The organism is Citricoccus sp. NPDC079358 (assembly GCF_040702545.1).
GTDB lineage: Bacteria > Actinomycetota > Actinomycetes > Actinomycetales > Micrococcaceae > Citricoccus.
This window is the reverse complement of record NZ_JBFBLI010000013.1, coordinates 1-14,553: the sequence shown is the minus strand read 5'-3', so window position 1 is coordinate 14,553 and position 14,553 is coordinate 1. Positions and strand designations below refer to the sequence as shown.

13 protein-coding genes are annotated in these 14,553 nt (G+C 66.8%); 10 read left to right on the top strand and 3 right to left on the bottom strand.

Annotated features, from left to right (window positions below):
- The 3 genes from AB0333_RS14180 to AB0333_RS14170 all read left to right on the top strand — a co-directional run.
- Positions 1 to 1,269: SpoIID/LytB domain-containing protein (locus AB0333_RS14180; protein ID WP_366219337.1), on the top strand; the 1,269-nt coding region annotated here is incomplete at its 5' end.
- A 42-nt stretch (positions 1,270 to 1,311) separates the two neighbouring features.
- Positions 1,312 to 2,178 (top strand): thioesterase family protein, encoded by an 867-nt coding sequence (locus AB0333_RS14175; protein ID WP_366219335.1) that lies wholly within the window; start codon positions 1,312 to 1,314, stop codon positions 2,176 to 2,178.
- Position 2,179: 1 nt separating this feature from the next.
- The gene (locus tag AB0333_RS14170) at positions 2,180 to 2,962 is read left to right on the top strand and encodes a lipoate--protein ligase family protein (RefSeq protein WP_366219412.1); all 783 of its coding nucleotides are present in this window, start codon (positions 2,180 to 2,182) and stop codon (positions 2,960 to 2,962) included.
- A gap of 81 nt (positions 2,963 to 3,043) precedes the next feature.
- Here AB0333_RS14170 and AB0333_RS14165 read toward each other — a convergent pair whose 3' ends face one another.
- The 3 genes from AB0333_RS14165 to AB0333_RS14155 are packed head-to-tail and all read right to left on the bottom strand — an operon-like array spanning position 3,044 to position 5,459.
- Entirely contained in the window at positions 3,044 to 3,664 is a 621-nt protein-coding gene (locus AB0333_RS14165) for a uridine kinase (RefSeq protein WP_366219333.1), read from the bottom strand.
- 56 nt (positions 3,665 to 3,720) lie between these two features.
- The gene (locus AB0333_RS14160) at positions 3,721 to 4,368 is read right to left on the bottom strand and encodes an MBL fold metallo-hydrolase (protein ID WP_366219332.1); all 648 of its coding nucleotides are present in this window, start codon (positions 4,366 to 4,368) and stop codon (positions 3,721 to 3,723) included.
- Complete coding sequence (locus AB0333_RS14155) at positions 4,368 to 5,459, bottom strand: S-(hydroxymethyl)mycothiol dehydrogenase (RefSeq protein ID WP_366219331.1); 1,092 nt, start codon at positions 5,457 to 5,459, stop codon at positions 4,368 to 4,370. Before AB0333_RS14155 ends, AB0333_RS14160 begins: the two co-directional genes overlap by 1 nt.
- A 226-nt stretch (positions 5,460 to 5,685) precedes the next feature.
- On the opposite strand from AB0333_RS14155, the gene AB0333_RS14150 reads away from it, so the two are divergent.
- From AB0333_RS14150 to AB0333_RS14120, 7 genes are all read left to right on the top strand, one after another.
- The gene (locus AB0333_RS14150; RefSeq protein ID WP_366219330.1) at positions 5,686 to 6,483 is read left to right on the top strand and encodes a DUF6318 family protein; all 798 of its coding nucleotides are present in this window, start codon (positions 5,686 to 5,688) and stop codon (positions 6,481 to 6,483) included.
- Positions 6,434 to 7,507 carry a hypothetical protein gene (locus tag AB0333_RS14145; protein WP_366219415.1) on the top strand — a complete coding sequence of 358 codons (1,074 nt, stop codon included), beginning with the start codon at positions 6,434 to 6,436 and terminating at the stop codon, positions 7,505 to 7,507. The genes AB0333_RS14150 and AB0333_RS14145 overlap by 50 nt, the downstream gene beginning before the upstream one ends.
- Before the next feature lie 59 nt (positions 7,508 to 7,566).
- Complete coding sequence (locus tag AB0333_RS14140; RefSeq protein WP_366219328.1) at positions 7,567 to 8,355, top strand: SOS response-associated peptidase; 789 nt, start codon at positions 7,567 to 7,569, stop codon at positions 8,353 to 8,355.
- Between the two features lie 172 nt (positions 8,356 to 8,527).
- A complete protein-coding gene (locus AB0333_RS14135; protein ID WP_366219327.1) occupies positions 8,528 to 9,796 on the top strand; it encodes a metallophosphoesterase family protein in 1,269 nt (422 codons plus the stop codon).
- Positions 9,797 to 10,083: 287 nt separating this feature from the next.
- On the top strand, positions 10,084 to 10,413 hold the full coding sequence (locus tag AB0333_RS14130) for a DUF6504 family protein (protein WP_366219325.1): 330 nt from the start codon (positions 10,084 to 10,086) through the stop codon (positions 10,411 to 10,413).
- The gene (dnaE, locus tag AB0333_RS14125) at positions 10,413 to 14,159 is read left to right on the top strand and encodes a DNA polymerase III subunit alpha (RefSeq protein ID WP_366219323.1); all 3,747 of its coding nucleotides are present in this window, start codon (positions 10,413 to 10,415) and stop codon (positions 14,157 to 14,159) included. Before AB0333_RS14130 ends, dnaE begins: the two co-directional genes overlap by 1 nt.
- Positions 14,156 to 14,491 carry an SRPBCC family protein gene (locus tag AB0333_RS14120; RefSeq protein WP_366219322.1) on the top strand — a complete coding sequence of 112 codons (336 nt, stop codon included), beginning with the start codon at positions 14,156 to 14,158 and terminating at the stop codon, positions 14,489 to 14,491. The genes dnaE and AB0333_RS14120 overlap by 4 nt, the downstream gene beginning before the upstream one ends.
- Positions 14,492 to 14,553 lie beyond the last annotated feature (62 nt).

Genomic DNA, 14,553 nt, shown 5'->3' with positions numbered 1-14,553 from the left:
GATGTGGCCGAGGGCACTACCACCCAGTGGGGTCTGCGGACGGAGAACGCCCACGGGCTGACCGGCACCAAGACCATCGCGACCTGGACCCGGAAGGCTGCGCGGAACACCTCGTTCACGGTGACGGGCTCCGGCTGGGGCCACGGCGTCGGCATGAGCCAGTACGGCGCCCGTGCCATGGCGGCGGGGGGCAAGAGCTCAGAGCAGATTATCGACCACTACTATGGTCCGGCAGAGGTCCGCACCTCCTCCCTCCGTGCTGGCAACAATGTCCGTGTTCACGTTCTCTCGGCGGATTCCATCAGACTGGAGCCGTCGAACACCGTACGGATCCATACCGCCCAAGGTGTCAAGCAGACGAAGGAACCCGTGAGGCTGACCGTGGATCCCAACAACTCACGCCGGGTCCTGGCCACTCTCGGCAACGGCGACAAGCACGCCATGGAGACCGCCAACGTGGAGTGGGGCGGCACTCGGTACTGGCTCAGTGGCTCCGCGGGCACCCTGACGATCCCTCAGGGCGATGGAGGGTCGAGACCGCTCACCCTGGCCCATGGCCGTTTGGTCGCGACCGTGGTCTCGGGCAAGGTCAACCTGATCACCGAACTGCGGCTGAATGACGAATATCTGTACGGCATCGCCGAAATGCCGTCTTCTTGGCCTGCCGAAGCTCTCCAGGCGCAGGCGCTGGCCAGCCGTTCTTACGCCCTGCGCCAGACCGCCTCGGTGAAGTCCGAGTGCGACTGCCATGTGTGGGACGAGATCCGTTCGCAGAAGTTCACCGGATGGGCTAAGGAGTCCGAGACTACGGGCAGCACCCGGTGGGGCGACCGCTGGGTGAAGGCGGTCGATGCCACTCTGACGAAGAACAGTTCCGGTACGCCGACCCAGGCACAGAGCATCTGGTACGGAAACTCGGTCGCGGACGCTACCTATTACTCGTCGTCCGGTGGATCTACTCGCGACGCGGCTGATGTCTGGGGGAACAGCGTCTCCTACCTGACGTCAAAGCGAGATCCCTACAGTGTCAGCTCCGCTGCGGGCAACCCGAACGCCTCCTGGGTCAGCACGGTCAGTCAGACCACGATGGCCCGGGCCTTCAACCTGAAGGACGTCGTCTCGGTCCGGTTCACCAAGGGGGAGGACCAGGCGATCGCGCGGATCACCGGGACCTCGTCGCAAGGCGACACCTCCACGTTGACCGGTACCCAGTTTCGGTCCCGGACCGGGGTCAAGTCCGCCTGGGTGAGCTCGGTGGTCTCGGCCTAGCCGCAAGAGTCCGGCCCGGCTCGGTCTGGCAGGATGGAGGGCATGACTTCCACCACCATGGCCGGCGGTTCCGGCATCGAGGGGCACGACGTCGGCGCCAACTTCCAGCGGACCTCGCCTCCCAGCGTGGTGGACGGGGTGCGTACCTCGGAGTTCGACTCGCTGGTCCACGCCCAGGGCACGTGGCGAGACGACGAACTCCACATGGCCCCGGTCTCCGGACTGATGACGGCAGAGATCCTGGCCCACGATCCGCGTCCCGAGCTGCGGTTGGCCCGGTTGTCCTTCGAGATCCTCGGAACACTGCACTACGGGCCCCTGACGGTCACCACCCGTACCGTGCGACCCGGGCGGACCATCGAACTGGTGGAGTCGACCCTGGTGGCCCAGGGGCGCGCCGTCCTGGTGGCCCGAGCCTGGCGCCTCGTCACCTCAGACACGGCCGACGTGGCCGTCACCAACGACTCCGCCCTCACCCCCGTGGACCGGAGCCGACCGTTCCCGGCGATGGAACAGCGGTGGCCCGGTGGCTACATCAAATCGCTGGAGATGCGGGTGGCCCCGGACCATGCCCCTGGGCACGGGCGTTGCTGGTCCACCACTGAGGTGGACATGATCGCTGGCGAGCCGACCAGTGACCTCGTCCGGCTGATGGGGATGGCGGACACCTCCAACGGGGTCGCCCCCGTGCTGGACGCCGGTCCTGGCGGCTACGGATTCCCGAACGTCGACCTGCAGATCCACCTCTACCGTGACCCCGTGGGTCCATGGCTGGGCTATGCGACCACCTCGAACATGGGTTCGGACGGGATCGGGCTGACCTCCTCCGTCCTCCATGACGAACGGGGCCCGTTCGGGCGATCCGAGCAGATCCAGACGGTGCGGAAGGTCCCCTCCGTCGATGCTTGAGATGGTCCAGCCGTCGGCTCGGCACGCGGCCTCGCCGGTCGTGCTGCAGTGGACCCGGCAGGGTCCGTCTCTGGGTCCGGCAGAGGACCTGGACTACGGGATCACCCTGCTCCGTGCCGCCCAGAGCGGGGTGATCAGCTCTCCGATGGTGCGCCTCTACCGCCCCGCTCCCACCGTGGCCTTTGGCCAGCGGGATACCCGGCTGGCCGGTTTCGCTCAAGCCCAGCAGGCGTGCCGCGCACACGGCTTCGCACCCGTGGTCCGGCGCGCGGGCGGTCGTGCCGCGGCCTATCACGGCGGCAGCGTGGTGGTGGATCACATTCGGCGTGACCAGGATGCGATGCAGGGGTTCCAGGACCGCTTCGCCGGGTTCGGCGAGATGTTCGCCCAGGTGTTCCGGAGCGCCGGGGTACCGGCCGCCGTCGGGGAGATCCCCGGGGAGTACTGCCCGGGGGAGTTCTCGGTGCACACGCCGCTGCCGCCCGGGCCGGGCGGTACCGAGCGTGGACCTGTGAAGCTGGTGGGCACGGCGCAGCGGGTCGTCAAGGGGGCCTGGTTGTTCTCCTCATCGATCGTGGTGGAGGATCCCGCGCCGATCCGGGCCGTGCTCGTGGACGTCTACGAGGCACTCGGCCTGGACTGGGATCCGGCGACGGCGGGAGCGGCCACGGACGCCGTGCCGGGGCTGGACGTGGAGACGTTCGCCGCCGGACTGCGCGCGGCCTACCAGCCCGTCGAGGACCGGCCCTGGGCTGACCTGCTCCAGGCGGTTCCGCCCCGGTAGGTCGTCCGGTGCTCGCCTGGTTTGCCTGGTTCGTCCCAGTAGGCCACCGCTGTGGTCCGCTGCGACGGTGGCGCCGCGCCGTCAGCGCGCTGCGAGACGCCGATGCAGCTCGCGCTTCGGCACCGGCGTGAAGCCGGCGTCCAGGTAGTGGTCGCGGATCTCCCGTTCCTTACGGAGGAGGGACCAGCCTCGCTGGATGAGGAAGGGGACCGGCTTGCGGCGTTCGGCGAGGTCGCGCGCCAACCGGCGGGCCGCCGTCGTGAGCCGATGCTGGTCGATGTACCAGGCCTGGAAGTCGACACCGAGCCGGGTGAGGATGCGGGGAAGCTCTGCGGCGAAGATGCCCTCCGCGACGATCGGTCCTCCGGCCAATTCGAGGTCCACGTAGCCGGTGATGGACGACGTGGTGATGGAGTAGTCGGGCACGCGGGTGCGGCCGGTCTCCCGGAGTTCGATGATTGCGTCCACGGCGGCGCGTGCATTCCACGTCAGCGGGTGGTCCCAGTCGATCTCACCGTAGGCGGTGCGGGGGAACGCCCGTTCCGGGTCACCCTTCTGGTCCTCGGAGATCTCCCGGTAGAAGGAGTCCAACAACAGGTGCGGACGGCCGTAGGTGCGGGCCAGGTAGGACTTACCCGAACCGGAGGCCCCGCCCAACAGGACGAGGCCTCCGGAATGGTGCTCGGATGATGCGGTACTCACAGAGTCGGTGTTCCCGTCAGAGACTGAAGGCGCCTGACGGGAAACCGGTCCGGCGGTTAGTGACCGCGGTCGATCCACTCCTGCAGGTGCGGGGCTTCGGCGCCGATCGTGGTGGAGTCCCCGTGGCCGGTATTGACCGTGGTCTCATCCGGCAGCGTCAGCAGCCGGTCCTTGATCGACTCCACGATGGTACCGAAGTCAGAGTAGGACCGCCCGGTGGCACCCGGTCCGCCCTGGAAGAGGGTGTCGCCGGAGAAGACGACGCCCTGGGTTCCGGACTCGCTGACCAGTTCCGGGGAATGGAAACAGACCGAGCCGGGGGAGTGCCCCGGGGTGTGCAGTGCGGTGAGCTGGATGCCGGCCACGGTGAACGCCTCGCCGTCGGAGATGGTGCCGTCAGGGGCTTGGTCCGGGTAGACGGTGTCCCACAGCATCCGGTCGGCCTCGTGCAGCAGCACGGGGGCGTCCACGAGGGAGCGGAACATCTGGACGGCGCGGATGTGGTCGTCATGCCCATGGGTCAGCAGGATGGCCAGGACCTGACGTCCGTTGACGGCCTTCTGGACCTCAAGGGCGTCGTGGGCGGGATCGATGACCACGCAGGTCTCGTCGTCGCCGACGATCCAGACGTTGTTGTCCACCTCCCAGGTGCCGCCGTCCAGGGAGAAGGTGCCCGAGGTGACGATCTTGTTGATGCGAGCCATCAGAGCACCACCACCGAACGGAGGACGTCTCCGGAATGCATCTTGGAGAAGGCGGCTTCGATGTCGCTGAGGCCGATGGTCTCGGTGACGAAGGCGTCCAGGTCGAGGCGGCCCAGGTTGTACTGGTCGATCAGCATCTGGAAGTCGCGGGAGGGCAGGCAGTCGCCGTACCAGGAGGACTTGAGGGATCCGCCGCGACCGAAGATATCGGCGAGGGGCAGTTCCAGCTGCATCTCCGGCGTCGGGACGCCGACGAGGACGACGCGGCCGGCGAGGTCGCGGGCGTAGAAGGCCTGCTTGTAGGTCTCGGGGCGGCCGACGGCGTCGATGACGAGATCGGCACCGAATCCTCCGGTGAGGGCCTGGATGGCCTCGACGGCGTCCTGGTCCTGGGAGTTGACCGTGTGGGTGGCTCCGAGCTCAACCGCCTTGTCCAGCTTCCGCTGGTCCAGGTCCACGGCGATGATGGTGGTGGCCCCGGCCAGTTTGGCGCCGGCGATGGCGGCCGTGCCGACACCGCCGCACCCGATGACGGCCACGGACTCGCCACGCTTGACCTCACCGGTGTTGATGGCGGCGCCGATGCCGGCCATGATGCCGCAGCCGAGCAGCCCGGCAGCGGCGTTCTGCTCGTCAGAGACGCCCTCGACCTTGGTGCACTGGCCGGCGGCGACCAGGGTCTTCTCGGCGAAGGCGCCGATGCCCAGTGCCGGATCGAGCTCGGTGCCGTCCTCGAGCGTCATCTTCTGGGTGGCGTTGTGGGTGTTGAAGCAGTTCTGGAGCTGGCCCTTCTTGCAGGCGCGGCACTCACCGCAGACGGCCCGCCAGTTGAGGATGACCTTGTCACCGACGGCCACGTCCGTGACGCCCTCACCGATCTGGGAGACGACACCGGTGGCCTCGTGGCCGAGCAGGTAGGGGTAGTTGTCGCCGATGCCGCCCTGGACGTAGTGCAGGTCGGTGTGGCACACGCCGCAGGTGAGGATGTCGACGACGGCTTCACCCGGACCCGGATCCGGAATGACGATGGTCTCGATGCTGACGGGGGCGTCCTTCGCCGTGGCGACGACCGCCTGGACCTTCTGGGGCACGGTGCTGCTCCTTCCGGGGCCCGCGGTGGGGCAGGGCTCCGACTCGTGAGTGGTTTCGGATCCATTCCATCACATCTGGCGCGGCATGGGTGGCGGGTTCCCTGTGAGACGTATCCGAAGTCCCTTGAATTTGCGTTGTGGATATCTGTGACGTGGTTCATGGCGTCTGTCTAGACTGTGGGGCAGTGCTGGACCGTCGGGATCTGTCCGGCTGCGGTGTTGATGAATGTTGATGCGTGTTGGCAAGCCGTGGGGACGGCGTACTGCCTCGTCTGGGAATCAATTGCGATGTGGTTTCCGGGTTCGTGGTCGGTGGCCCTGTGGCCCTGAGGGAGGGGTCTGCGTGACCGATCCGGTGAATCGTCCTGTTCGACTGGCTGGCCTGGCCGGTGTGATGGCCGTGGGCTTGATGTTGACCGCTTGTTCCGGTGATGGGGGAGACGGCGGGTCGCCGTCGGGATCTCCGAGCGCTACAGAGATCTCGACCAGTTCTGGGTCTCCAACTGGCTCTGATTCAGAAAGCACGTCTCCAAGCGCAACTGCTTCAGGTTCTTACGAGCCAGCCACGGAGACGTCGCCGGCGAAGAACGTCCCGGTGCCCGAGATGCCGGAAGCGGTAAAGGAGCCTACCCAAGAAGGACTCGAAGCCGCAGTCGAATATTGGTGGGAGGCAGGAGACTTTCTCCGTGCTACGGGTGATTCGACACATATCGACGAAGTGTCCACGAGTGACTGTGAACTTTGTCAGAGTCAACGGAACAGATGGACTGAGATCTACGATCTGGGTGGCTGGGCGGAGACTGGCCCTACTGAAGTAAGGGTCCAATTCACCAACATCGATAATGGCGGTTTGGGTGGAACCGGGGCGATTGTTGTCTCTGAATCCCCGAGTCAGATTTACCAGCCGAACGGTTCGCCGGGCGGTTCTGGGGATGGGTCCGACGACCGACCGTGGGCAATCTCTGCAGTGTTTGATGAGGAAGAACAGCTGTGGAAACTCGAAGGCCTTGAACCGCAAGGGTGAGGTTGCAGAAATGACTGAAGTTAAAAGGGTTGTTCTAATTCCGATTATCCTCACATTGCTACTTGCCGTTGTCGCGGTTCCGGCCGGGCAGGCAACTGACCAGGCTTGTGACGGCGTGTTCTGCGGTGATTCCGACTATGAAGACGACCCTGAAATTGAAGTCGGTGGGGAAATCCCAGTTGAATCTACACAGCAACCGTCGAGTGGGAATCAATCAGCATCGGGCAACGAGGATGCTGATGCCGGGGCAGGCGGATCGACGAACCCTAACGAAATCGACGATCCGGACCGAATCATCACGATCACTCAGCTCTATTGCACGAATATCGATGGCGTTGCGATGTTGGACTGTATGGAAGCTGAGCGGGCTGCCTGTGCGGAATCCGGCAGTCAGTGGATGGTCAGGGCCCAGTACCCGGCCAACGATTTTGAGGCTCTCGAAAGGGTGGGGCAGCAGTTCTGTTCTGATCCTTCGGAGCCGGTGGTCTCTGACCCCGGAGCGGAAGCTCCGGATGCTCCGCCGATGCCGGTGGTGACATTGGCTGATTTCCGGAGTCTGAACATCGCCCCTTCGAAGATTGAGTCTGACTCCGGTGGCTTCGGGCTGCTCCGTGGCAACACGAACTTCTTTGCAACCGAGGAAGACCAGACGTTGAACACCACGATGCTAGGTCAACAGGTGGCGATTCAGGCGGTGCCGGTGCAGTGGACCTGGGACTACGGGGACGGCTCGGAAAGGCTGTCGAATCCATACCCGGGTGGGCCACAGGTGGAGTTCAACCAGGAGACCACCACCAGCCACGTCTACGAGGAAACCGGCCAATACCCGGTGGGGCTGACTACGTCCTACCGGGGCCAGTTCTCCGTCAACGATGGTCCATGGATCGCGATCCCGGGCACCGCCGAGATCCCGAGCGACCCGGTCACCGCGGACATCTGGCGCTCCACGTCCAAGAACGTCGCCGACGACTGCCACGAGAACCCCGAAGGCTGGGCCTGCGGGAGTCCCTTCGTTGAAGATTGACCGTCGGGTTGATCCCCGGCGGTTGACCGTCCGATGCGGGAGTGCGGCAGACTGAAACCATGTGCGGACGGTATGTGATGGCCAGGGCCATCGGTGACCTGGTGGCGGACGCGGGGGCGGACCTCGACGAGGAACTGGTGTTGCCGCCGAATTGGAATGTGGCTCCCACCGATGACGTGGCCGTGGTGCTGGAACGTGCCGTGCCGACGTCGGGCTCCGAATCCGGGACGCGCCGGGAGATCCACGTGGCCCGGTGGGGCCTGGTTCCGCCGTGGGCCAAGGACCTGTCCGTCGGTTCGCGGGCGTTCAACGCGCGGTCTGAGACCGTCACGGAGAAGCCGACGTTTCGCTCCGCGGTGAAGGCCCGTCGCTGTGCTGTGCCCGTGGACGGCTACTACGAATGGCTCAAGCTGGACGCGGGCGCGCCGAAGTCTGCGAAGAAGCGTCCCTTCTACATCCACGCCGCAGACGGCTCGCCGACCTACTTCGCGGGACTCTATGAGTGGTGGAAGGACGAATCCGTGCCGGAGGGTGCCCCGGGGTGCTGGCTGCTGAGTTGCACCATCCTCACCGGCCCCTCTCCGGAGGCGGACGATGCCGACCTGACCCTGGCGCAGCTGGGTGGTCTGCACGACCGGCTCCCGCTGCCGATGGACCGGGACACCCTGGACGCGTGGCTGGAACCGGAGAGACTGTCCTCGGAGGCTGCCGGCGCCCTGGTGGACCGCGTCCGGGAGCGGGCCTTCAGGACGGCCTCGGGATGGTCGCTGGATGAGGTGGGGGCCGCCGTCGGCAACGTCCGCAACAACGGCCCTGAACTGCTGGAACCCCTGGACACGCTGATCTGACGGCTTCCGGCGCCCCTCGCTCTCCCAGCTGTGAATTCGCTGACAATGCGGTGAAGTTCTACCCACAGGTAGTGGTTCCACGCTTCGGCTCTGCGCCATGTGGAGTTCAGGAGGGCTCTCTAGTTTGTGGAGCGCCGCAGTCCGCGGCGTCGCCTTGTCCCGAGGGGGAACCATGACCGAGCAGAATCCGTCCGACTCGTCCATCACGCAGCCGTCCCCGGAGCCCCCTGGAGTCGGTCGTCGCCGCATGCTGGCCGGCGGCGGGGCGCTGGCCGCCGCCGGGGTCCTCGGCTCCTTGCCGACGGCGGCCCATGCCGCCGGAGTGCAGCCCGCGGCCGGCAGGGGCAAGGAGAAGCGCAGCCGTCGGATGCCGCTGTCCTTCAACCGCAACGGCCGGTTCAAGATCATCCAGTTCAACGACACCCAGGACGACCACCTGACGGACCGCCGCACCCTGGACTTCATGGGGAAGGTACTGGACCAGGAGGAGCCGGATTTCGCCCTCATCAACGGCGACGTGATCACCGGAGGCCCCACCACCAACCGCGAGGTCTACCAGGCCATCAACAATGTGGTGATGCCCATGGAGTCCCGGGGCGTCAAGTGGGCCCTGACCTTCGGGAACCACGACGAGGACTCCACCGAGCAGGCCGGCACCACGGTGTTCGAGCCGCAGATGGTGGAGTTCATCCGCCAGTACAAGCACAACCTGAACCCCACCGACGAGGACGGGCTGTTCGGTTCCTCCAACGGCCAGCTCCTGGTCCGCGGCTCCCGCGGTCGCAGTCCAAGGTTCGGCATCTGGCTACTCGACTCGGGCCGCTACGCCGAGGAGAACCCCGCCGGCCAGTCGCATGAGGGGCTCATGGGGTACGACTGGATCCGCCCCGAGCAGATCCGCTGGTACAACGAGCTCTCGAAGGAGACGGAGGAGCGCTACGGCCAGAAGGTGCCGAGCCTGATGTACTTCCACATCCCGACCTATGAGCACCACCACATGTGGTTCGGCCAGCAGTTCACCTCGGACGACGCCGGCCACGCGGCGGCCGCGGAGCGCCACGGCATCGTGGGGGTCAAGAACGAGGGCGTGTACACCGGGCTGTTCAACTCCGGCATCTACGCGGCCGCCTTCGAGCGCGGCGACGTCCTCGGCATGTACAGCGGCCATGACCACATCAACACCTACATGGGCAACTACTACGGCATCGAGCTGGGCTACGGTCCGGGCACCGGCTTCGGCCCCTACGGCCTGAACGACGGTACCTGGGACCAGCACACCCTGCGCGGTGCCCGGGTCTTCGAGCTCAACGAGAACTCGAAGCGGGTGTACGACGGCACCCGCCTGGTCTTCGCCAAGGATCTGGGTCTGGACATGAACCCGGAGCCCCAGAAACTCGACGAGCCGCTGGCCTTCCCGAAGTATGTGAAGCCCATCAACTGACGGTTTTCTGACCGGACGCTTATCGCGTCCCACCTTCCTCATAGCCTCATTCTTGGTGTTAGAACACATGTCCTAATACCATGGTGGGGTGCGGCCGGGTCTTCCCGTCGGCCGTTTCACTTCCCACCGCCCCACCGGACAGCCCCGGTTTCGGGCCCGCCGTTCCTTCCCAGACGGCAGGGCACGACGCCGGCCCGGGCTGCTCCCGGACGAACCCGCCGGTCATGTGCCGGAGGGCGGAAACGGCATGAGAAGTCACGACAAGAACAGGGTAGGAATCACGTCCCATGGGAATCTTCACTCAATCGGTCGCCGTTGAATGCACCACGGCAGGGGACCCGAAGCGCCTGGAATGGAACGGCCGGATCTACGCACTGGCGGCCGAGCCGGTGCGCTGGTACGAGCGGCGCAAGTGGTGGACCGAGGAGCGCCGGGCCGAGCGGGGCCGCGGTGCCGGTCTGGTGGATCACGAGGTCTGGCGGGTCCAGGTGCGCCTGGAGAAGGCACGCAGCGCACCGCTGCTGACCTTGGACCTCTCCCGCCATGTCGACTCCGGTCGCTGGCGGCTGGTCCGCGTCCATGACGGCGCCGCAGTGCGACTCAAGGAGAGTGCTTGATGGGCACAGCCCCGGGCTTTCCGCATCTGCACGTGGCCAGTGCCTTCAGCTCCCATTACGGGGTGTCCTGGCCCGCTGAGCTGGCCGCAGCCGCCGCCGCGGACGGCGCGGAGGTGCTGGCCTGCACTGACCGGGACGGGCTCTATGGCATGGCCAAGCATGTCAGCGCCTGCCTGGAGCAGGGGCTGGACCCGGTGATCGGGGTGGACCTCGCGGTGGCCTGGGGTCAACGGCGGTCGAATCCCGCCGGCCGGGTGGTCGTGCTGGCCCGAGGCGGCACGCAGGGCACGGGGTACCGGGCCCTGGTCCGGCTCATCTCGGCAGCACACGCCCACACCACGGGTGGCTCTGCCGGGGGAACGCCGTACGTCACGATGGCCGAACTGGCCGAGTGGTCCGCCGGCAGGCACCACGGTGCCCCACCGGAACTGTTCGTGCTGCTGGGGCCGGGATCCGACGTCGGGCAGCTGATGGCCGCCCGCAAGTACACGGCCGGCCGGGCGCTGCTGCGCCGGTGGAAGGCCGCGCTGCCTTCCGGATCCCTGCGGGTGGGGGTGGTCTGCCATCTCTCTGCACCGGGGGAGAAGCTGTCAGCCGCCCACGCCGTGAAGATGCTGCGCGCCGCACGGGAGACCAGGGTGCCGGCGGTGCTGACCAACGCGGTGCGCTATGCGACGCCGGACGGGGCCGCCACCGCGGACGTCCTCGACGCCGCCCGGGCCCTGAGCTCCCTCGAGGCCCTCACCGACTTACAGCCCAACGGGCAGGGCTGGCTGAAGCCTGCGGGATCCATGCACCGGATCGCCCTGGAGATCTGCGAGGCGGCGGGGTCCGGGACGGAGGGGCGGGCCGGGGGTAGTGCCGAGGGGGTCACAGCCCTGCTGGATGACACCCATGCCCTCGCCGATGCCTGCCGGATGGACCCCGGTCCGGATCTGGGCTGGATGCGGCCCACCGTGCCGGAGGCCTCGGTCATCGGGATCACCGGGGACCCGGTCACTGCGCTGCGGGACCGCACTTTCGGCAGGGTTGCCGACCGCTTCCCGGACCTCTACAGAGGCACCCGCTTTGCGTCGTCGACCGCCGGCCAGGACCTGGAGAAGCGGTTGGAGCATGAGTTGGGCATCATCAACCGGCTCGGTTTCGCCAGCTACTTCCTGACCGTGGCCGAGGTGGTGGAGATGATCGAGAAGATGGGGGTGCGGGTCTCGGCGCGCGGATCCGGGGCCTCGTCGTTGGTCAATTACCTGTTGCGGATCTCCAACGTGGACCCCATGCAGCATGAGCTGATCTTCGAACGCTTTCTCTCCAATGACCGCTCGACTCTGCCGGACATCGACATCGATGTGGAATCGGCCCGCCGTCACGACGTCTACCATGCGATGTTTGAGCGTTTCGGGGCTGAACGCACCACGCTCATGAGCATGCAGAACGGTTACCGCGCGCGAGGAGCGGTGCGTGACGCCGGGATGGCGCTCGGCATGGAACCGGGGCAGGTGGACACGATCGCCAAGCAACTGTGGCGGTTCTCGGCGTCGAGCTTCCGTGAGGCCATGGACCGGATGCCGGAGTTGCGCGGTTTCGCGGAGCAGGTCGAATCAGGCCGGGCCGCCGGACAGGAGCAATTGGACCTGCTGGTGGACCTCACCGAGCGACTGGACCGGCTGCCGCGGCACATCGCCATGCACCCGTGCGGGGTGATCCTCGGAGACGCCACCCTGCTGGACCGGACGCCGCTGCAGCCTTCCGGGATCGACCTGCCGATGAGTCAGTTCGACAAGCACGACATGGATCCCATGGGCATGCTCAAGCTCGACGTGCTCGGTGTCAGGATGCAGTCGACCATCGCCTACACCCTGGCCGAGATCGAGCGGACCACGGGGGAGACCGTGGACCTCGAGCTGGTGCCCTTCGATGACGAGCCGACCTTCGACCTGATCCGCACCACGCACACCCTGGGCATCTTCCAGATCGAGTCACCGGGTCAGCGTGAGCTGATCGGGAAGCTGGCGCCCGTCGAATTCAATGACCTGACCATCGACATCTCGTTGTTCCGTCCTGGGCCCATGCAGTCGGACATGGTGCGGCCCTTCCTTGAGCAACGCCACGGTTTCTCTCAGGCACGGTATCCCCACCCGGACCTGGAACCCGTGCTGGCCGAGACGCACGGGGTGACGGTGTTCCACGAACAGGTACTGCGGACCTTCGACGTGATGACCGGCTGTGGGTTGGCCCAGGCCGATGAGTTCCGCCGTCAGATCGGTGGGCCGCAGGAGGGTGTGGTGGAGGAGTTTTTCCGGTCGACGGCGCTGGCGAGGAACTATCCGCCGAAGGTCGTGGACGAGGTCTGGGGGACGCTGCACGCCTTCGGCTCCTTCGGCTTCTGTAAGGCCCACGGCGCCGCGTTCGCCGTTCCCACCTACCACTCGGCGTGGCTCAAGACCCACCACCCCGAGGCGTTCCTGGCCGGGATCTTCGAGCACGATCCCGGCATGTACCCTCGCCGACTGATGATCGCCGAGGCCCGCCGCATGGGCATCCCGGTGCTGCCCGTGGACATTAACGCCTCCACGGATCGGTTCAGGCTCGAGTGGGTGCCCAGCCACCCGGAGATTCCCGACGCCGGCGCGGTACCGGCCGCTGGGAGCCGGCCGGCCGGCGTCGGGCCGGGGAACACTGCCGCGGGGCGCTGGGGGATCCGGCTGGCACTGAACGCGCTGTCCGGGCTGAGCGAGGCGGAGAGCAAACGGATCGTGGCGGGGCAACCCTATGCCTCGCTGGCCGATGTGCGGGACCGGGCCCGCCCGACCCGGAGGAACCTCGAACGGCTGGCCCAGCTCGGTGCACTGGACTGCCTCCTGCCACCGGGCGGCGCCTCGCGCACGGACCTGGTGCACCATCTGGAACTGCAGCACGGCGGGCAGATCGAAGGGCTGTCGGGGCGGAGGAAGCGGTCCGGGGGGCGCCAGGTCGACGGACAGCTCTCCCTGGAGCTGCCCGATACCGAGGCGGCGGCGATCGTGCCGATGTTCCCGGAACCCAGCCGGGACCAGCAGGTGCGGACCGAGCTCGATCTGACCGCCATGGACACGACCGCCCACTTGATGGAGTCGCACCGGCCATACCTGGATGCGCTCGGGGTGACGGCGGCGGAGGACCTCCTCGGGTTGCGGTCACAGTCACGGGTGCTGGTGGCCGGGGTGCGGGTGGCGACGCAGACCCCGCCCATGCGCAGCGGCAAGCGCGTGGTATTCATCTCCGTGGACGACGGAACGGGTTGCGTGGACGCCTCGTTCTTCACGGAGGCCCAGCATGAGACCGGTGAGATGCTGTTCTCCGCCCGGCTGATGCTGATCGAGGGCACGACGCGCCGGACTGGTCCCAAGGCCATCAGCCTGCAGGCCATTCGTGCCTGGGACCTGCACCGGCCCGAGTCCCTGCCTGATCCGGACTATCTGGATGGCACGCGGGACGAATGGCGGGCCTGGCTGCGCCGGGACCGGACCCGGGCGGGTGCGCCACCGACTCCGGTGCCGTGGGGTCCTGCTGCCTCATCAGCCGCCCAACAGCAGGACACCGGGGGCTCGCGCCAGGTGGTGGGGGCCACCGCGCGGCTTCCCGACATCCCTCACCATGACACCGGGTCCTGGCCGGTCAAGGTGCGCGGCCCGGTGGGAGTTCCGGAGGGCGCCTCGGCGACGGGCGGAAACCGATCTGTCCCAGGACGTGCGACGATCGGACGATGACGAGCACATTCACGGTGGTGACCCCGTCGTCACACGCAGCCGAGCGACTCTTCGATCTCTCCCTGAGCATCGACGAACATCTCGGATCGATGGCCGACTCCGGCGAGCAGGCCATCGACGGGGTGACCTCGGGGCAGATCGGGCTCGGTGAGACCGTCACCTGGCGGGCCCGGCACTTCGGGATCTGGTTCACCATGACCTCCCAGATCAGCGAACACGATCGTCCTCGGCGGTTCGTCGACGCGCAGGTCACCGGCCCCTTCCGTTCCTTCCGGCATGTCCACGACTTCTCGAGCGAGGGTCAAGTCCCGGGCAGTGGTGTAACGGTCTGATCCTTCGTTGGGGTTGTCAGGCGCTGAGTTCGAGGGTGGTTTCCGGTTCGGTGGTCACCTCG

Excerpts from the sequence above, each read along its gene's own strand:
- AB0333_RS14160 (WP_366219332.1), bottom strand. The coding sequence starts at position 4,368 with ATGGCTCGCATCAACAAGATCGTCACCTCGGGCACCTTCTCCCTGGAC.
- AB0333_RS14170 (WP_366219412.1), top strand. The coding sequence starts at position 2,180 with ATGGTCCAGCCGTCGGCTCGGCACGCGGCCTCGCCGGTCGTGCTGCAG.
- dnaE (WP_366219323.1), top strand. The coding sequence starts at position 10,413 with ATGGGCACAGCCCCGGGCTTTCCGCATCTGCACGTGGCCAGTGCCTTC.
- AB0333_RS14145 (WP_366219415.1), top strand. The coding sequence starts at position 6,434 with ATGAGGAAGAACAGCTGTGGAAACTCGAAGGCCTTGAACCGCAAGGGT.
- AB0333_RS14120 (WP_366219322.1), top strand. The coding sequence starts at position 14,156 with ATGACGAGCACATTCACGGTGGTGACCCCGTCGTCACACGCAGCCGAG.
- AB0333_RS14150 (WP_366219330.1), top strand. The coding sequence starts at position 5,686 with ATGTTGATGCGTGTTGGCAAGCCGTGGGGACGGCGTACTGCCTCGTCT.
- AB0333_RS14140 (WP_366219328.1), top strand. The coding sequence starts at position 7,567 with ATGTGCGGACGGTATGTGATGGCCAGGGCCATCGGTGACCTGGTGGCG.
- AB0333_RS14175 (WP_366219335.1), top strand. The coding sequence starts at position 1,312 with ATGACTTCCACCACCATGGCCGGCGGTTCCGGCATCGAGGGGCACGAC.
- AB0333_RS14130 (WP_366219325.1), top strand. The coding sequence starts at position 10,084 with ATGGGAATCTTCACTCAATCGGTCGCCGTTGAATGCACCACGGCAGGG.
- AB0333_RS14135 (WP_366219327.1), top strand. The coding sequence starts at position 8,528 with ATGACCGAGCAGAATCCGTCCGACTCGTCCATCACGCAGCCGTCCCCG.